The organism is Paenibacillus sp. FSL H7-0326 (assembly GCF_001955535.1).
GTDB lineage: Bacteria > Bacillota > Bacilli > Paenibacillales > Paenibacillaceae > Paenibacillus > Paenibacillus shunpengii.
The window spans coordinates 423,852-441,983 of sequence record NZ_MPVN01000005.1; the positions used below are offsets into that span (position 1 = coordinate 423,852).

General features: G+C 49.9%; 11 protein-coding genes, 18 tRNA genes, 2 rRNA genes and 1 pseudogene. 4 read left to right on the forward strand and 28 right to left on the reverse strand.

What is annotated here, in order from left to right; genetic code table 11:
* Positions 1–40: 40 nt before the first annotated feature.
* Genes BK126_RS23355 through BK126_RS23380 form a run of 6 tightly spaced genes read right to left on the reverse strand, consistent with a single transcriptional unit; the run spans position 41 to position 7,293 of the window.
* Entirely contained in the window at positions 41–1,066 is a 1,026-nt protein-coding gene (locus BK126_RS23355; protein WP_076314924.1) for an aromatic ring-hydroxylating dioxygenase subunit alpha, read from the reverse strand.
* A 49-nt stretch (positions 1,067–1,115) separates the two neighbouring features.
* Positions 1,116–2,150, reverse strand: coding sequence for a BMP family protein (locus BK126_RS23360; RefSeq protein WP_076314925.1), 1,035 nt, complete (start codon positions 2,148–2,150; stop codon positions 1,116–1,118).
* Between the two features lie 24 nt (positions 2,151–2,174).
* Positions 2,175–3,749, reverse strand: a complete 1,575-nt coding sequence (locus BK126_RS23365) for an ABC transporter ATP-binding protein (RefSeq protein ID WP_083656130.1) — start codon at positions 3,747–3,749, stop codon at positions 2,175–2,177.
* A gap of 43 nt (positions 3,750–3,792) precedes the next feature.
* Entirely contained in the window at positions 3,793–4,731 is a 939-nt protein-coding gene (locus BK126_RS23370; RefSeq protein ID WP_076314926.1) for an ABC transporter permease, read from the reverse strand.
* A complete protein-coding gene (locus BK126_RS23375) occupies positions 4,724–5,869 on the reverse strand; it encodes an ABC transporter permease (protein WP_076314927.1) in 1,146 nt (381 codons plus the stop codon). The genes BK126_RS23370 and BK126_RS23375 overlap by 8 nt, the downstream gene beginning before the upstream one ends.
* Positions 5,870–5,898: 29 nt before the next feature.
* Positions 5,899–7,293: an amidohydrolase family protein gene (locus BK126_RS23380; RefSeq protein ID WP_256209809.1), complete on the reverse strand. Its 1,395-nt coding sequence runs from the start codon at positions 7,291–7,293 to the stop codon at positions 5,899–5,901.
* Between the two features lie 308 nt (positions 7,294–7,601).
* Here BK126_RS23380 and BK126_RS23385 point away from each other — a divergent pair, with 308 nt between their 5' ends.
* From BK126_RS23385 to BK126_RS23395, 3 genes are all read left to right on the forward strand, one after another.
* The gene (locus tag BK126_RS23385) at positions 7,602–9,287 is read left to right on the forward strand and encodes a PucR family transcriptional regulator (RefSeq protein ID WP_076314928.1); all 1,686 of its coding nucleotides are present in this window, start codon (positions 7,602–7,604) and stop codon (positions 9,285–9,287) included.
* A gap of 108 nt (positions 9,288–9,395) precedes the next feature.
* Entirely contained in the window at positions 9,396–10,841 is a 1,446-nt protein-coding gene (locus BK126_RS23390) for a serine hydrolase domain-containing protein (RefSeq protein WP_076314929.1), read from the forward strand.
* A gap of 44 nt (positions 10,842–10,885) precedes the next feature.
* Positions 10,886–12,061 carry an acyl-CoA dehydrogenase family protein gene (locus BK126_RS23395; RefSeq protein ID WP_256703013.1) on the forward strand — a complete coding sequence of 392 codons (1,176 nt, stop codon included), beginning with the start codon at positions 10,886–10,888 and terminating at the stop codon, positions 12,059–12,061.
* A gap of 192 nt (positions 12,062–12,253) precedes the next feature.
* Here the strand turns inward: BK126_RS23395 and BK126_RS23400 are convergent.
* Both BK126_RS23400 and BK126_RS23405 read right to left on the reverse strand, forming a co-directional pair.
* Positions 12,254–13,789, reverse strand: a pseudogene (locus tag BK126_RS23400) (uracil/xanthine transporter).
* Between the two features lie 82 nt (positions 13,790–13,871).
* Positions 13,872–14,702: an ankyrin repeat domain-containing protein gene (locus tag BK126_RS23405; RefSeq protein WP_305954054.1), complete on the reverse strand. Its 831-nt coding sequence runs from the start codon at positions 14,700–14,702 to the stop codon at positions 13,872–13,874.
* 119 nt (positions 14,703–14,821) lie between these two features.
* Here BK126_RS23405 and BK126_RS23410 point away from each other — a divergent pair, with 119 nt between their 5' ends.
* On the forward strand, positions 14,822–15,715 hold the full coding sequence (locus BK126_RS23410; RefSeq protein WP_076314931.1) for a LysR family transcriptional regulator: 894 nt from the start codon (positions 14,822–14,824) through the stop codon (positions 15,713–15,715).
* Between the two features lie 145 nt (positions 15,716–15,860).
* Here the strand turns inward: BK126_RS23410 and BK126_RS23415 are convergent.
* The 20 genes from BK126_RS23415 to BK126_RS23510 all read right to left on the reverse strand — a co-directional run.
* A tRNA-Gly gene (locus BK126_RS23415) sits at positions 15,861–15,931 on the reverse strand.
* 13 nt (positions 15,932–15,944) lie between these two features.
* Positions 15,945–16,018: transfer RNA gene (locus tag BK126_RS23420), tRNA-Pro, on the reverse strand.
* 46 nt (positions 16,019–16,064) lie between these two features.
* A tRNA-Arg gene (locus BK126_RS23425) sits at positions 16,065–16,141 on the reverse strand.
* A gap of 6 nt (positions 16,142–16,147) precedes the next feature.
* Positions 16,148–16,222: transfer RNA gene (locus BK126_RS23430), tRNA-Gly, on the reverse strand.
* Between the two features lie 8 nt (positions 16,223–16,230).
* A tRNA-Leu gene (locus BK126_RS23435) sits at positions 16,231–16,317 on the reverse strand.
* Positions 16,318–16,335: 18 nt separating this feature from the next.
* Positions 16,336–16,408 (reverse strand) — tRNA-Lys (locus BK126_RS23440).
* Between the two features lie 10 nt (positions 16,409–16,418).
* Positions 16,419–16,493 (reverse strand) — tRNA-Gln (locus BK126_RS23445).
* Between the two features lie 21 nt (positions 16,494–16,514).
* Positions 16,515–16,590, reverse strand: a tRNA-His gene (locus BK126_RS23450).
* A 17-nt stretch (positions 16,591–16,607) separates the two neighbouring features.
* A tRNA-Tyr gene (locus BK126_RS23455) sits at positions 16,608–16,693 on the reverse strand.
* Between the two features lie 11 nt (positions 16,694–16,704).
* A tRNA-Thr gene (locus tag BK126_RS23460) sits at positions 16,705–16,780 on the reverse strand.
* A gap of 47 nt (positions 16,781–16,827) precedes the next feature.
* Positions 16,828–16,904, reverse strand: a tRNA-Asp gene (locus BK126_RS23465).
* An 11-nt stretch (positions 16,905–16,915) separates the two neighbouring features.
* Positions 16,916–16,989: transfer RNA gene (locus BK126_RS23470), tRNA-Met, on the reverse strand.
* Positions 16,990–16,999: 10 nt separating this feature from the next.
* Positions 17,000–17,072, reverse strand: a tRNA-Val gene (locus tag BK126_RS23475).
* Positions 17,073–17,080: 8 nt separating this feature from the next.
* Positions 17,081–17,152 (reverse strand) — tRNA-Glu (locus tag BK126_RS23480).
* 32 nt (positions 17,153–17,184) lie between these two features.
* Positions 17,185–17,276: transfer RNA gene (locus BK126_RS23485), tRNA-Ser, on the reverse strand.
* 48 nt (positions 17,277–17,324) lie between these two features.
* Positions 17,325–17,397: transfer RNA gene (locus BK126_RS23490), tRNA-Asn, on the reverse strand.
* A gap of 4 nt (positions 17,398–17,401) precedes the next feature.
* Positions 17,402–17,477 (reverse strand) — tRNA-Ala (locus BK126_RS23495).
* A gap of 24 nt (positions 17,478–17,501) precedes the next feature.
* Positions 17,502–17,578 (reverse strand) — tRNA-Ile (locus tag BK126_RS23500).
* A 47-nt stretch (positions 17,579–17,625) separates the two neighbouring features.
* Positions 17,626–17,742 (reverse strand): 5S ribosomal RNA (rrf, locus tag BK126_RS23505).
* A gap of 163 nt (positions 17,743–17,905) precedes the next feature.
* Positions 17,906–18,132: ribosomal RNA gene (locus BK126_RS23510) — 23S ribosomal RNA — on the reverse strand; the annotation flags it as partial.

Sequence of the window (18,132 nt, forward strand, 5' to 3'; positions counted from 1 at the left end):
ATGAAATTGATTCACTGCTGTACGTAACCTTTCTCATCACTTAAGTGGTTCCAATTCGGACACCCATCTGATTAATCCAGCGGCGGTAAGCGACCGATAACAGATCGGCTTTATGATTCAGCTCTGCCTGCAGATCCAGCGGCAATAACTCGGGCTTCTGGGTTTCAATAATCCACTTGTCCTGCTCGAATACGGTATCCTGAAAATCAATAAACTGCTGATCATCCACCTCATGCGCATAATTGCGAGATACCGGCATATACACGATACACTCCTGCTCTGACACCGGCAGCACAGTCAGCATAATCCAGAGCGTCTGCCCCGTTGCCTGATCTCTCTTGGATAAACGGGCCGCAAGCGGTCTAAACACCTCCTTTACATAGATATAAGTGGTCCCCTCACGATGATCTGACCCGGAATGGGCAACCGGCTGGAAGATTGGCACATCTCCGGTATACACCCGATCCGGTTCTTTGAACACCTCAAAGTCCGGCAGCTCCGAATAATCCGGGTGACCAAGCAGACCGCCATGTACATACATCAGATGGGCAAAATCCGTAAAATTCTCAATGACTCTCGTCCCTGCAGCCTTCACATGATAAGGACCACATACGAGCGGCCGATATTCCGGATTCTCAAATTCCTCGAAGCTGGGCAAATCCGCCCTTGGCTCACCGATACACACCCACACGATACCGAATTTCTCCTGGCAATGATATTTGGTTGCCTTCGCTCTTGGCGGAATACGGTCATCCTTTCCTTGAGCAGGGATACATACGCATTTGCCGTCCGAATTGTACTGCCATCCATGATAAGGACAGACCAGATTTTCATTCTTGTCTACCCAGCCTTTGGACAGCATGGCTCCGCGGTGAACACAGAGATCACGCAGTGCATGCACACCTTTGCTTGACCGGTAAACAGCGACCCGCTCCTCCAGCACGATGACAGATACTGGCTTGTCAGCAAGCTCATGCGAACTACATACCGGATGCCATTCATTCTCTAGCACGGTATCTGACAAGGCGGATGAACCTAACGGTTTAAGCAGTTTCTGATCAATCATTGTAATCCCCTCCTAAATTTTCATATTCTTTCTGCCTATTCCATCACCACTACTCATTTTGAACTGAAATCTCTCCGCTCTTCAGGGCGTCGATCGTAGCCTGAACCTGATCCTTAATTTCCTGAGTCATTTTCTCCTCAAACCCATGGTAGGGACTCATGTATACCGCACCGTCTTTTACGCCTAGGGACATCGGCTCTGCCTTCATCGTTCCCTCCATGATGGATTTGATCGTAGCGGTCATCGCTGTTGGATAATCTTGAATCACACTGGTAATGACGGTGTCCGGAGCAACGGGGTTTAAATCTTCATTGGACCCGATGGCAAGTACACCCTCCTGCTTAGCAGCATCAATACCGCCCATTCCCGCTTGGTTTGCATTGGTCATAACGACATCTGCACCCTTTTCGATGAGGGAGATCGCAGTCTCCTTGGCCTTAGCGACATCCTCACTGGAACCCGTCATGGTCGTCAGGACGTTAATACCAGGAACAGCCGCCTTCGCACCTTCTTCGAACCCTTTGACAGAATTCGTAATTGGCGGAATCTCCTGCCCGCCGATCGCCGCTACTGTCCCCGATTCAGACATCAAAGCCGCTACCGTTCCCATCAGATATCCCTGCTCCCGATTATTGATACTGATGGAAGCGACATTTGGACTTTGACTCACCGTGGCACTGGTGACCAGAAACCAAGTGTCTGGATACTCCCCGGCGACAGACATCATAGGTTCTGCGAATTCAAATCCATGACCGATAACGACATCATATCCATCTGTCCCATACCCACGAATAAACTCCGCCATATCGGACTGGGCAACCTTCTCGGAATACTGCACTTCCGCACCAAGCTCACTCTCAATCTGCTTAAGCCCCTTATACGCTGTGGCGTTCCATCCGTTATCATTTACCGGGCCCGGCGTAAGCAGAGCGACCTTAAGCGGCTGATTTATTTCTGTAGCATCCGTACTGGAGCCTGCCGCTGCCTCCTCGCTCTGCCCGCTTTCTGCAGCACCACCGCACCCTGCGAGCAGAACAACAGCAAGAATCAACGTACACAACAAGTGGAATCGTCTATTCAACATTTTGGTGAATCCCCCTTTGATTGATTAATCTATCATCCCGGCCATGCTGCGGCCGATTCGTTCTCGCGTTGCCTCTTCCCTGCTCACCATGTCCACAATTCGGCCTTTGAATAGAACAGCGATTCGGTCTGAGAGTGACATCACCTCTTCAAGCTCCGTAGAGATGAGCAGAATGCCAACTCCCCGATCTCTCTCGGCCAGGAGCCGCTTATGTACATACTCCGCAGCTCCTACATCCATTCCGCGGGTTGGCTGCATCGCGATGAGGAGCTTTGGATTCAGCATCAGCTCTCTGGCCAGAATGACTTTTTGCTGATTGCCTCCTGACAGCTGACCGGCCGCATGCTCGCTCGAGGGTGTTCTGATATCAAACTCCTGCACAGCTTGTTCAGCAGTCTTCCTAATCGCTCCTTTTCGCAGCATGCCGAATTTGCTGAAGATGGGTGACTTGTACTGCTTAGCAATTAAATTCTCGCCAATGCTCATGGGCAGCATGAGCCCTTCCTTGTGCCGATCCTCGGGAATGTAACCTACACCTTGCTCGGTCATGTATCGGGGATGCAGACGCTGTACAGGCCTGCCGTCAAGCTTGACCTCTCCACTCGACAGCTCCGCTAGACCCATGAGTGCCTCACTCAGCTCACGCTGGCCGTTGCCGTCTACACCAGCAATGCCGACAATCTCCCCTTCCTGAACAGTGAGTTTGATATCAGATAACACGGGTACCTGGCTCCGCACCACCGATAGATCCTGCACCTCGAGCAAGCAGCGCTGACTATTGGTATAAGGACTATGCTTCAGTGCTGTGACCTCCCTTCCAACCATGAGCCTTGCCAGCTCCGCAGGAGTTGTTTCCTTCATGGCCATAGAGCCTTCCCATTGTCCGGCACGCAGCACAGTCACCTGATCACAGACCGCCTCCACCTCCTGCAGCTTATGGCTTATAAAGACGATCGTTTTCCCTTGCTCCTTCAGCGACCGCAGAACAACGAACAAATCCTTAACCTCCGGTGGAGTAAGCACGGCGGTTGGTTCGTCCATAATGATGAACTCTGCGCCGCGGTATAACGTCTTCACAATTTCAACACGCTGCTGCTGACCGACAGATAATTCACTGACCCGCTTTGCGGGATCTACATCAAGACCGTAGGCATCTGAGATCTTCTTAATCTCTGCACAAGCTCTGCGAAAATGAAACCAAGGACTTCGGCCCTCCTTCAGCCCAAGCACCACATTCTCTGCCACGGTCAATGCCGGTATCAGCATAAAATGCTGATGGACCATACCGATTCCGATCTCCATCGCCTGTCTGGGTGAATCAAAATTGACTTGCTTACCTTTAAACAGAAGCTCTCCCTCATCAGGATGAAGAAGGCCTGACAGCATATTCATCAGCGTGCTCTTCCCTGCACCGTTCTCGCCCAGGATGGCATGGATTTCGCCATACTTGATGCGGAGATCAAGACGATCATTGGCTGTGAACGATCCAAACCGCTTGGTGAGTCCTCTGGTTTCCAAAATATAATCATCATGCTCGGGGGACGAGTATCTCTGTCCAACCGAAGGCTGTTCTATAGGCTCAGAAGTGTGTGACTGCATTAGTTCATCTCCTCCTTCCGTGTATCAATCATCCAGGCACTGCTCATGCATGACGATTGGCTGCACTTTTATAAGGTTTGCCTGTCGCAGCCGGCTGTCTTGCCTTACCTGAGAACCAGGCCAGCGCAAGCATGGTCAGAAGATAAGGAAACATCAGCATGAACTGGTAAGGAATCTCGATGCCGAAGGACTGGATACGAAGCTGAAGCGCATCAGCTCCTCCGAATAATAAGGAAGCTCCCATCGTCCCCGCGGGTGTCCAGCGGCCAAAGATTACAGCCGATAGTGCGATAAAGCCTCTGCCCGCTACCATATTCTCCGTGAATTGATTCAGAATGCCGAGTGACAGTGCACAGCCTGCCAGACCTGCGAGCATACCGCCAATGAGACAGCAGGTGTATCGAACCCGATGCACCCTTACCCCGAGCGTATCTGTCGCAAGCGGGTTCTCGCCTACAGCGCGGACTGTCAGCCCCCACCGGGTTCGGTATAAGACAACACTTGTGATCGGAACCAGTAAAAATGCGAGGTAAGCCAGCAGGTTTTGTTCAAATATAGCGGGGCCGATCCAAGGTATATTTTGAAGAAAAGGGATATGAGGTACGGGAACCGCATCCACTTGAATCGTTTCTGTACCCATACCTAGAAGACTCCTGCCAAAGACTGTCGTCAGACCAAGACCGAGAAGATTCAGCGCTGTGCCGATGATGACCTGGTCCGCACCGGTCGTTACGGTCAAGAATGCAAAGATGATGCCAACCAATCCGCAGACCAGAAATCCAGCAGCCAGCCCGGCCCATACATGACCGCCATAGTACGCACCCACCACTCCAGCCAGTGCCCCGATCAGCACCATGCCCTCCATGCCGATGTTCAGAATCCCACTTTTGGACATGAACAGCACACCAATTGCGGCCAGTAGCAGGGGTATGGAGAGACGGATTGCAGCAGCCACATAACTAATCCATAGCTCTTCACCCATTTTTTCCGCCTCCTGCCTTGGACAGAGACACCTTGCCCGGATGAGCACCAGCCTGCGCTCCTTCGAGTTTGTGCAGCATCCAATTTGTAATTTGACGTTTGTATTTGCCAAACCAATATCTGTTGCATACTACGATGATAATCATCAGCGCCTGAATGACGAGCACGAGCGAGGTTGAAGCACCGGTCACTCGCTGCATTGCATTCGCTCCGCTCTTCATCCCTCCGAATAATAGCGCCGATACCATATTGCCGAGCGGATGCGTATTTCCGAGCAGTGCGACCGCAATTCCCTCATAGCCATAGCCTGGTGAGAAATTTTGCAATAGCCTGTGCTGAACGCCAGCAATTTCGATGTATCCGCCGAGCCCGGCCAGCCCACCGCTGACGAGCATCACCATGACCATGTTCCTTCTCACCGGCATCCCCATGACTGTGGCCGCCTGCCCGTTAAGTCCTGTGGAGCGTATCTCATAGCCCCAGGTCGTCCTGTGGAGCAGGAAATACATAAGAACCGCAACGACAATGGCGATGATAAAACCATAGTGCAGCCTGGACCCGAGCAGTGTCGGCAGAACCGAGCTATCCGGAAGGGGGGCCGATTGAGGCATACTCCCATTCGGATCCTTCAGAGGGCCTGTGACCATATAGCTGATCAAATAAATTGCGATATAATTCAGCATAATGGTGTTAATGATCTCGCTTGCTCCCCGCCCTACCTTAAGCAGTCCGGCGATGCTGCCCCAGATTGCTCCGCCAAGACAGCCGCACAAGAGAGAGAGCGGTAAATGCAAGAGAAACGGAGTATCTGCCGGCATAAGCAGGGCAGCCATCGCCCCTGTAAGGGCTCCAATGTAGATCTGACCCTCCGCTCCAATATTGAACAGCCCGCTTCGATAAGCAAAGCTGTAGCTCAGGCCCGCAAACAAGAGCGGAGTTGCTTTTACCAGAGTCTCTTTGATACTGTTCACACTGCCTGCTGCCCCCTGCCAGATCAGCCCGTATGCTTCGAGCGGTGATACACCCGCCGCAGCCATCACAAGCCCTCCTGCAAACAGGGCCAGCAGAATGGCAAACGCATAGAAGATAAGCTCCATCCCCCACTCTACGCTTCTGGTCACCCACCTTCGATGTGACATTCCATCCCCTCCTTCTATAGAAGACGTAGTTAGCTGCGGACACTGTAAACAGGATAACGGTTCATCAGCTTCTCCCTTAACCGATCCACCCTTGCCTGTGCCCGCCTGATGATCTCCTCCTCATCAACGAGCGTGCAGCGTCCAGCTTCCACAACTATCTGTCCATTTACAAGCACCGTATGAACATCGTTCCCATTGGCGTTATAGACGAGTGCAGAGGAATAACGATGAATTGGGGCAATATGGGCTTTTTGCATATCAATAATGACGATATCTGCCTTCTTCCCGGGCTCAAGCGAGCCCAAATCCTTCTCTCTGCCCATCGCCTTGGCTCCGCCGCGGGTACCCATTTCGAGTACCTCCATGGGAGGGAGCATCGTGGAATCCAAATGATGCACTTTATGCAGACATGCCGTGAACTTCAGCACTTCAAGATTATCCTGACAGTTGTTACTGCCCGGTCCATCTGTACCTAGCGCAACATTGATGCCTGCCTTTCGCATTTCAGGCACCCTTGCAACGCCGGAGGCAAGATACATATTAGATACCGGACAATGAATAACGGATGCCTGGTGCTTAGCAAGGAGTTCAAGCTCGCCGTCATCGAGCCATATTCCGTGCACCACCTGAGTCCTTGGACCAAGCATGCCGACTGCTTCGACCAGCTCCAGATTCCGAAGTCCAAACCGGGACAGCGTATTGTCAATCTGATCACTCGTTTCGGCGACATGAATATGCGTGATCAAGTTCCGGTCCCGGCTGAATTTGGCCGCCCGTTCAAGGAACGGTCTGGAGCAGCCGTACAAATTTAATGGACCCATAGCAATCTCGATCCGTCCTGTTCCTTCCCCCTGCCAGCGGTCTAGCAGCGCTGCTGTACGCTCGAAGATGACGTCCTCCTCTTCTCTCAGCCTCGGCTCGTAGCTTAGGTCCACTCCCCCGCGAGCCAGATGTCCGCGGATCCCTGATTCCACCATGGCCCGGAGTACATTCTCCGTATTCTCCTCGTAGGTATGAATATAATGGTGATCCATGATGTATGTAGCGCCTGACTTTAAATTTTCGATACATCCAATCAGTGCTGCCAAATAAAAATCCTCTGCCTCCATAGCAAGCGATCCCGGCCAAATCACCTGCCGCAGCCACTCGGATAAGGGATGATCATCTGACACGCCGCGAAGAAAGGTCTGAAATAGATGCGTGTGGCCGTTAATGAGACCGGGGATGACCGCTTTGCCGCCAGCGTCTATTTTGCGATCTGCCTCCAGCAGATGGCGGATACTCCCTTCCTCCAGAGGCCATGCTCCTGTCTCTACAATTTGGTCATGCTGGATGTATACATAGCCTGGAGAATACACTTCATTGTCCGCATTCATCGTCAGAATCGTGCCATTATATATAAGCGTTGTACTAATGATGATCACTTCCTGCCTAATGTTAGTATTTGTTACATTTCTGTGAATTGATCTCATCATAAAGGATTGAATATTTCATTGTCATTGGCTATAGTAGACTAAAACATTTTAATTTGTTGGTTAAGTTAACCATTTAATTGTAGTAACCTAACGTATATCTAACATATTATGTTTGAAAAAATGAGCGTTTTCGCTTCCTCACTATTTCTAGCTATTAAGAATCTTCACGCATGACTCAATCCTTCAACAGGATAGCATTCTGATAAAATTCTGATACAGAAGTACTCCTCATGAATCGAAACCTTCGGAGGTAATCTATGAAAATATCCGATTTGCTCGACATTCCCATGCTCGCCAGCTCCCGGGTAACCGCCGGACGCGAGGGACTTTATCGTGATGTGTACTCAGTCAATATGATGGACTCGCCCGACATCTTCGAATACCTCAAGCCTAATGAGCTCCTCCTTACCACCGGATATGCCATCAAAGACAAGCCCGAGATATTAACACAGCTGGTCACAAGGATGGCTGAGCTGGGCTGTGCCGGACTTGGCATCAAGACAAAGCGGTATCTTGATCACATTCCTGAAGAGGCCAAGGAGGCCGCGGACCGTCTTCAGTTTCCACTGCTGGAGCTGTCGCTCGACTGCGCGCTCTCCGAAGCGCTGCATCAGCTGCTGGCCCGTATTATGGAATCCCGAACAGAGGAGATGAGATATGCACTTGAGAGCCACCGATACTTCTCCGACATTCTTCTGGAAGGCAAAAGTCTTCAAACGATTCTGGAGGAGCTCGCAAGGCTCCTCTCCTATCCCGTACTTCTTGTGAACCGCAGCTTGGAGCCTTTTGCTACATCATCCGGATTTGGAACTGCCTACTCCTCGCTCCTGCAAGATATCTCGAACTGGCTGCCATCTATGCTGCATGGGGCCCGCTCTCCCAGCATCCCGCTGCCACCCGGCAGTGCTGTTCCTTTTTCCTATTTGCTTCAGTATCCGATCCAGACTGATCAGTCCCAAGGATACCTGCTGTCCTTTACGAATCAGAATCCGGTCAGCACGCTCTCCTTGCTCACACTCGAGCAGGCAGCGAACGTAATCAGCTTTGATCTGCTGAAGCGCCAGGCTGTCAAGGAACGCTCCCGCCGCTACAAGAACGACTTCTTCGGCGACCTTGTGGATGGACTGATCTCAGACAAGCAGGACCTGATTCATCGCGGGCGCCGATATGGACTCAGTGAACAGCGCTCGTATTACTGTGTTGTGCTGAAGAAGGATGCCCCTCTCCGCAGCCACAATAGCTTCAGCTCCTATTCACCATTGCTGCCGAGTGACTCCATCAGAGGGCGCACAGCTTCAATGAAGGAAGACCTGTATGAGCTCGTGAAGGGGGAAGCTAAGGCGAGCGACTTCTCATTCATTCTTTTTTCCAAAAATGATGCCGTCGTCATGCTGCTTCCAGTGAATACCCTTGAGGAAGCGGTCCCAGACGAGCACCAGCTGCCTGAACGTCTTCTCGCCTCACGCTTGAAGCAGATGATTCATTCGCTCTGGTCTCAGCATGAAGTATCGCTGTCCGTCGGGGTCAGCAATACTGCAGATGAGCTGTCTCAGCTGCCGCGAGCTTACCAAGAAGCACTCGATGCATTGCAGACGGGTCTGCACAGCCAGCAGCAGCGCTACGTGCAGTTCTATCATGTCAAGGAGTTATCTGACCTGTTGCGGATGCTTCCGCAGGAGGACCTGCAGGAGTTTATCAAAGAAACGTTCGCACACTTGCTCTTTCTGGAGGACAAGGAACGCGGAGAGCTCTTGAAGACGCTGCGGAGTTTTTTGGATAATCACTGCCATATTGCCGATACGGCCAAGCAATTGTACCTTCACCGAAATACGGTGATTTATCGGCTGGACAAATGTGAGCAGCTGACAGGCCGCTCTCTGCGCCTGCCTGCCAACAGCCTGCGCTTTAGAGCAGCGTTTTTGATGGAGGAGTTATTAAATTAATGCACCATTATATGGGTTGTTTACCAACTTTCAATCCTATAAAATGAAACCAGTGTGGTTAGATCCATTACATAAGGTCATAATCAGAATTGGAGGCTTACTTACAACATGATTAGATTCAGCACGTCTGTTCATAAAATATCGATGTTTAACCGAACATTATCAGCTATACTTGTCACCTCTGCATTACTATCACAGTCAGTAGGCATTTCGCCGGTTCAGGCTGCTTCCGCAGCTTCTGTTACTTCCGCCGCGACCAAGCCAGCTTCCATTACAGTCGACAGCCAGTCCGTCACGTGGGAATACGCCCCTTTTGTTGAGAAGGGAACGACCTACGCTCCCCTTAGACAGGCGGCCGCTGCTCTCGGCGGGCAAGTGAAATGGAACCAAGCCAAACAAACGGTGGAAATTTATGATCATGGCGATACCATTACACATCGTGCAGGAACCAACGTTATTCAAATCAATGAAGTTCGGCTCATGCTCCCTGCCCCATCCAAGAACATGAGCGGCACACTTATGATTCCGCTTCGTTCTCTCTCGGATGCGATGAAAGCAGGGCTGCAGTTAACGAATACCTCTTCCCAGATGATCATCACCCTGAAATCAGATTCGTCGACGATCATGAGTAGTGAATCGGCAGCGATTGACCAGTATCTTAAGGAAGCAGGGTATTCAGGCATTGCACTCATTGCAAGCAACGGAGACATTCAGTTGAGAAAAGGTTACGGGTTATCCGACCACAATTCCCTTGTTCGCCCGGATCAAAAATCGCGCATTGCCTCCATCACCAAAGGCTTTACAGCCGCAGCGATCATGCAGCAGGTTCAGCAGGGAAATATTTCGCTTGAAGACCCTGTTTCCAAATACGTATCCGGAATTGACCGCGGTAATGAGATTACCATTCATATGCTGCTCTCACATACTTCCGGGCTTCCTTCCAATTTTACGCGCGCGGAAGGAATTACTATAGAGGATACACTGGCGGAGATTCGTACGAAGAAGCTGATGGCAGAGCCAGGTGCTGAATACCGGTACAGCAATAACGGATACATTTTGCTGGCTGCTATTCTGGAGCGTGTGTCGGGCAAAGAGTACGGCGTATATCTCCATGAGCAGTTCTTCAAGCCGATTGGCATGAAGGATACAGGTACGGCAACCCCTTCTACCAAAACGATCAAAGGCTATACGGATCAGAAGGGTACATGGGCTGAGGCCAGCTATTATGTTTCCCAATCCGGAACCGGTACGCTGTATTCTACAGTCGATGATCTGCTGAAATGGGATCAGGCTCTGCGAGGAAATAAGGTGCTGTCGGAGGAAATTCAAGAGACCATGTACACGCCATATTCTGATCGAAACTATGGATACGGCTGGATGGTCAGTGAAACAGAAGAGGGTACGGTCGTATTCCATAACGGCAGCGGTACAGGCTACTCCACAGGTATTTCACGCAATCTGGATAACGGCATAACGGTCATCCTGCTCGGCAACCATGCTGGAATGGATATGACAGGCATGCTCAACCATATTCAGGAGATGGCTCTCAAGTAATAGACGTTAATTTCAGGTCAGACCAACGAAGAGAGGTGTCACTCGTGTTTCATAAACCACAGAAGGATCATATTGAGATCATCGGAAGCATAGCCGATCAGCATATGGATAGTGCAGCAAGAGCAGATGAGCAGAATGAGCTGAACTACGCACTAATAGAAGATCTGCTGTCAGCAGGCTACCACACCTATTCTGTTCCCAAGGAGTATGGAGGACTCGGCGTATCTCTCTCTGATTTCTTACAGTGTCAGGAGCGTATCGCCATGGTGGATGCTGCAACAGCTCTCGCCATTGGATGGCATCATATTACGGTATTCAACGTAGGTCAGAATCAGCTATGGGATGAAGCAGCCTTTCATGCTTTATGCAGAGCCGTTGTATCGGAAGGTGCCTTGGTTAATGCAGCAGATTCGGAAAAAGCGACGGGAAGCCCTTCACGTGGCGGGAAGCCGCAGACCTCTGCAGAGAAGACTTCGGATGGCAATGGCTATGTGCTGACAGGGCGGAAGACATTTACGTCGCTATCGACGGCGCTGCATTATTATGTCGTATCCGCCACAGATACGGTGACTGGTGAAGTAGGTGAGCATCTGGTTCATAAAGATAATCCAGGTGTAAGTATTGAGCCCACCTGGAACATGACAGGCATGCGCGGGACGGCCAGCCATGATCTTGTGCTGAACCAAGTGCAGCTGCCTGAAAATGCGCTGGTTCGAAGACGCCCTGCAGGGAAGAAATCCATTCGTCCCAACGCCTACTTGCTTAACATTCCAGCCGTATATCTTGGGATCGCCCAGGGAGCAAGGAGAGAAGCGCTTCGTTTCGCTGCGGCATATCAGCCGAATAGCCTGACCCAGCCCATTATCGAGCTGCCTCACATTCAGCACAAGATCGGGCAGCTCGAGATGGAGCTGACGACAGCCCGGCATTTTTTGTACAGTGTAGCGGCTAGATGGGAGCAGCTGGAGCGGCCTTTGACAGACAGCGACTTGGCCCGAATCGCTCCCGATCTTGGCGCAGCCAAGACCTTTGCCGTTCAGAACGCACTCTCTATTGTGGATACAGCCATGCGAATCGTCGGAGTTCACAGTCTGGCCAGCTCCCACCCGCTCTCACGCATGTACCGTGATGTAAGATTCGGACTCCATAATCCGCCGATGGACGACGCTGTTTATCAGATGCTGGCCAATCGCGCCATCAGTGAAGTTCCCTTAAGCTAAATTTTCAAATGAAAAAAGAAGCTACGAAACACTGCCTTCCGCCTAAAGCTGGCATGTGATTCGTAGCTTCCTATCATTCTTCTCGCCTGATATTATTTTCTATTAGATATAGCTGGCAGCAACACCGTAAGCTTATCCTGATTTTTGCTCATATCACTAGTTTTCACTACCAACCTAACCTGAACCTTCTACTCATCCCATGTTTTTATTTAATTTGGCCGTTTCGTATTTATCCCAGCCCACCATATTCTCTAAAATAATGACTAGCACTACACCTATGACAAGTCCATTGGACAACAGGGGCGTAAGCAGCGGAGGAAAGTCTCTAAAAGCAGAGATCGGTATGTTCATGATGCTTATTCCAACAAGCACAGGCATTGCCACCCGATAGATGGTCTTCGGATTAAATACCGCACCTTGGAACGTGCGAATGGCCGTACCGAACATTTGGAGATACGCGGCAAACAGTACCGCATTTCCGACCGTTAGAGGCAGCTGGGCCAGCCATCCGCTTAACGAAGGGAACACCCCGACAATAATGAACATCAGAGATCCAGCTAGTAGAGCCGCCCGCCGGAGAACCTTTGTATTCTCTAGAAATCCGATCGAGGACGCAAATGTGCCAAAGGGAATCAATCCCAGGCATCCTCCGAGCACCGAGAATAGATTGGTGAATATAAATGCCCTTTTGTACTGCCCCGAAGTTGCTGTTCGATTGAATAATTTCCCTGCAGCGGTTAGGCTCGTTAACGTATTCGTCATGTTCACAAGTCCGGCAAGCAGCCCAACCATTATAATCCCCGGCTCTAATCCAAAATTACCCCAGGGCATCCACTGCCATAATGCATCACTGCCTGCCGAGCCCCCTGTAGAAGCAGCAGATGTGGCCGATCCCGAATTCTGACCAAACAACACCGTATAGGCTATCCAGCCAAACACAATTCCCCCAAGAAGCGAGAACTGTCCCCATTTTCCTTTACCTTTGAGATGAATAACAGCGACTACCAGGATAATCACTAGGGATAGACCTGCAAGAGGCAGATTCCATGTACCGTTCTGATCATAGCCGATCATACCTTTGAAGAACGTATTAGCCAACTGAAACGTAAGCAGCAACAGATACACGCCCATTACGATCGGGGTAAACACACGCTGCAATATGCGAATAAATCCGCACATCGCCTAAATAATGACCATCACACTCGACAAGATAAACCCGCTCATCAAACTCGACGCTACTGTTGCGAGATCCATTCCCATTGCGGGAGCAGACGCACAAATACTAAGCACCACACCCCACCACACGCCGGCAGGTCCATCCATGAGTGCATATCGGTGCCCCCATATCACCTGGACGATACATAGCAGCCCCGTCAAAATAAAAGAACGCTGCATCGAAGCAGCTATTTCTTCAGGCGGTAGCCCTAACGCATGACCAATCGATAGCGGCACCATCACGGTATTCGTAAACAAAAAGAAGAGCCACTGCACACCGGCAAGCAGCACATTCCATGAAAACCTCGATCTGAGCTCAACGCGAGATACTTTCGATCGCAGGTCAGAAATTGTAGTCTTTGATCTTAACTCAGCACGCGTTGTCTGATTCTTGTCATGGTCGAATTCGTTTTTTTCTCCGATCTTATCGAGCATTGTATTCGATGCCTTGTTTAGATGATTCTCTTTATCTTTCATTTCCCATCTCGATGTGGGTGTCTTCTCTGTACTCATTATTAAACCAGCTTTCAAATTTCAATATATCTAATATCCTTGTTGAATCTCACTCATATTTATGTTGTAATCGTTAGTCCTTCTATTTAGCACCAGCATTCTCCAGGATTGCAATTATATCCGTGTAATTTCGGCTCTTCGCATGCGCCAGGGGCGATACACCTTCTCCATCAGCCAGGTTCACATCTGCACCATGTTCAACGAGCAGCTTCACAATTTGAGTATGCCGTTCTCCGCCATCTCCTAGAATAACCGCCTCTAACAGCGCAGTCCATCCGAGATTGTTGATATGATCAATATCTACATCCGAATGCTCAAGCAGATATTCGACAATCTGAACATGGCCTCGATCAGCTGCCGGTATTAATGCAGTGCCTCCGAACCGATTCGTAAGTGTTGTATCTGCACCTGCTTCAACCATCAGCTTCACAATCTCCGGTCTGCCTTCAGCTCCAGCATAGAGAAGCGGGTTATCGCTGCGCTGATCTCGCAGGTTCAAATCTGCCCCTTTCTGGATAAGAGCCTCTACCGTATCAGGCTTATTACCATAAGTCGCTGCAAGGATCGCCGTTCTTCCTCGTTCATCCGTAACATTAATATCAATTCCTTGCTCCAGCATGGTAAGAACCTTGTCCGTATCTCCAAGCTCTGCTGCATTTATAAAATCCGTAGAGTTCACTTGATCATCCTCCTGACTATGATTCTTATTGTTATTTTGCTGTGCTCCTGCGCTGGGAGAATCCTCAGATTCGATGGCGCGATCAGCTGTGCCCGAATTCATAGATTGATCTGCTTGTGTATCAGAAGCCGTTTGTGCATCATGCCGGGATTTTTCTGAATCTCCATCCATTGCACAGCCTGCGATCAACATCATCATAACTAATATTGATAAGGAAGCCTGTAATAACCTCACATCATCCCTCCACCACTGTGCTATGTTTTTATGGTATCATGGGGAATACTATATTAAAAATATTTAAAACCTTGCTAAAGTATAGGATTAGCATATAGATAGGGATGAGGGATGAACGGATGGATATTAAGCAGCTACGTTATTTTATTGCTTTGGCAGAAGAATTGCAGGTTACCTCAGCAGCGCATAGACTTCATATGTCACAGCCTCCTCTGAGCCAGCAGCTGAAGCTGATGGAAACAGAACTCGGTGTCCCTTTGTTCTATCGGAACGGGAGACAGTTAGAGCTTACTTCCTCGGGAAAGACGTTATATGAGCATGCGTTAACCATCACCCGCTTGATGGAAGAAGCTACTGCAGAGGTGCAGGAATCGGGTCTTGGGGTCAGAGGAAAATTGTCCATTGGCATCAATACACTGTCAGATGAGAAGCTGCCAAAGGTATTGAGTACTTTTCGCACCCTCTATCCGAAAGTTACTTTTAAAATTCAACAGAACGAAACCAACACACTTGCCAAACTAATCAAAGAAAGAACACTGGATCTAGCCATAATACGCCTCCCCATAGCACTAGAGGAGTTTGACTATGAAGTGCTTGGCACGGAGCCTCTATATTTTGTAACTGGAGCCCATCAAGCAAGCACAGATCAGTTAGACCATGAATCCGTAGATTCCATTCCTTATGAGAGGGTGTCGGAGTATCCTTTAATCCTGCCAAGTACAGAAGGACTGGGCTTATATCACTTGATCCTGGATCAGTTTCACAGTCGAGGCCTGTCGCCTGTAATCATAGGAGAATGCTCTGATATTGGAATGCTCGTTGAACTCGTCGCCTCAGGATTCGGCTCTTCGATTCTCCCTAGAAGCTCCTTGCATCGATATAAAGGTGAACGAATCCTCACTTATCAAATTGCGGGGCCTCAGGAAACATCTAGTTCAGCCGTCATTTGGCTCAAGCAGCATTACCTTAGCAAAGCCGCTCAGAAGCTCATTGATCTGTACAAGACTTTGTGATTCGCTTGTGGAATAACAATTATGCGTAGTAAACCATCGCAGTATTATAGTGACGAAACAGACATAGTTAAGTTAATTTGTAATATATTCTAATGCTGTGCACAAAAAAAGCCTTCCGCATAAAGCGAAAGGCTTTTCTTAAGTAAGCGGGTGATGGGAATCGAACCCACGCTACCAGCTTGGAAGGCTGGAGTTCTACCATTGAACTACACCCGCAAAATATATGAAATCGGGATGACACGATTTGAACATGCGACCCCCTGGTCCCAAACCAGGTGCTCTACCAAGCTGAGCTACATCCCGTTACACAGATTAAGAATGATAATGGCCTGTTATCATTTCATAAAAGTGGCGCGCCCTGAGAGATTCGAACTCCCGACCTTTTGATTCGTAGTCAAACGCTCTATCCAGCTGAGCTAAGGGCGCGTATTATGGAGCGGAAGACGGGAATCGAACCCGCGACCCTCGCCTTGGCAAGGCGATGCTCTACCGCTGAGCCACTTCCGCAAAACATATGGTGCGGTCGAGAGGACTCGAACCTCCACGGCTGTTACACCACTAGAACCTGAATCTAGCGCGTCTGCCAATTCCGCCACGACCGCATATGTTATTTAAAAAAGTGAGCCATGAAGGACTCGAACCTTCGACACCCTGATTAAAAGTCAGGTGCTCTACCAACTGAGCTAATGGCTCTCATTAAAAATGGCTGGGGATATAGGATTCGAACCTATGCATGACGGAGTCAAAGTCCGTTGCCTTACCGCTTGGCTAATCCCCAACAGTGATAAGGAGTAAATAATGGGGCGATCGATGGGACTTGAACCCACGAGTGCCGGAGCCACAATCCGGTGCGTTAACCCCTTCGCCACGACCGCCATATTTTCAAAAAAACTGGTGGAGGATGATGGATTCGAACCACCGAACCCTTACGGGAGCAGATTTACAGTCTGATGCGTTTGGCCACTTCGCTAATCCTCCATATGAAACTATGGTGCCGGCGAGAGGACTTGAACCCCCAACCTACTGATTACAAGTCAGTTGCTCTACCAGTTGAGCTACACCGGCGAATTGATTACCAAAACTGTATTCCAAATCAGAAGTAAACAATGAAATGGCGGAACTGACGGGATTCGAACCCGCGATCTCCTGCGTGACAGGCAGGCATGTTAGGCCTCTACACCACAGTTCCATGTAATTTAATTGCGGGGGCAGGATTTGAACCTGCGACCTTCGGGTTATGAGCCCGACGAGCTACCGAGCTGCTCCACCCCGCGATATTAAGAATGGAGACTGAGGGGATCGAACCCCCGACCCTCTGCTTGTAAGGCAGATGCTCTCCCAGCTGAGCTAAGTCTCCATATAAAGTGACCCGTAGGGGATTCGAACCCCTGTTACCTCCGTGAAAGGGAGGTGTCTTAACCCCTTGACCAACGGGCCTTACTAAAAGTATTACTTGTCCAATAAGTTAGTGGCGGAGAAAGAGGGATTCGAACCCTCGAGACGCTTGTGACGCCTACACGATTTCCAATCGTGCTCCTTCGGCCAGCTCGGACACTTCTCCGTGAGAGCTAAGTCCCTGAGAGCAAATGAATGCTCTCAGGATATTGGACTCCCCGAACAGGACTCGAACCTGTGACAACTCGATTAACAGTCGAGTGCTCTACCAACTGAGCTATCAGGGATCAATGGTGGAGCCAAGCGGGATCGAACCGCTGACCTCCTGCTTGCAAGGCAGGCGCTCTCCCAGCTGAGCTATGGCCCCAAAATAAAGGAATGTTAAGTTAAATGGTGGGCCCTAGTGGACTCGAACCACCGACCTCACCCTTATCAGGGGTGCGCTCTAACCAGCTGAGCTAAGGGCCCTAATATTTAAAAATACTGTACAGGGCAAAAAATAACCCTTAGGGTTTGCTTGGCGGCGTCCTACTCTCCCAGGACCCTGCGGTCCAAGTACCATCGGCGCTGGAGGGCTTAACGGTCGTGTTCGGGATGGGTACGTGTGGAACCCCTCCGCTATCGCCACCAAACATGATTTTTGCGCTGTGATATCTTCGGCGAATCATCACCAGCAAAATATCAATCCTTAAAAAGGACATGCAGCTTCAAATCTTTACAAGGAATTTTACTCCCTGAAAACTAGATACGAAACAATGTGCAATTTAGTGCTTTTCCCCGTTGTTGGGGTATTCTTTGGATAAGCCCTCGACCGATTAGTACTGGTCAGCTCCATGCATTGCTGCACTTCCACCCCCAGCCTATCTACCTCGTCGTCTTCAAGGGGTCTTACTAATTGGGAAATCTCATCTTGAGGGGGGCTTCACGCTTAGATGCTTTCAGCGCTTATCCCGTCCGTACATAGCTACCCAGCGGTGCTCCTGGCGGAACAACTGGTACACCAGCGGTACGTCCATCCCGGT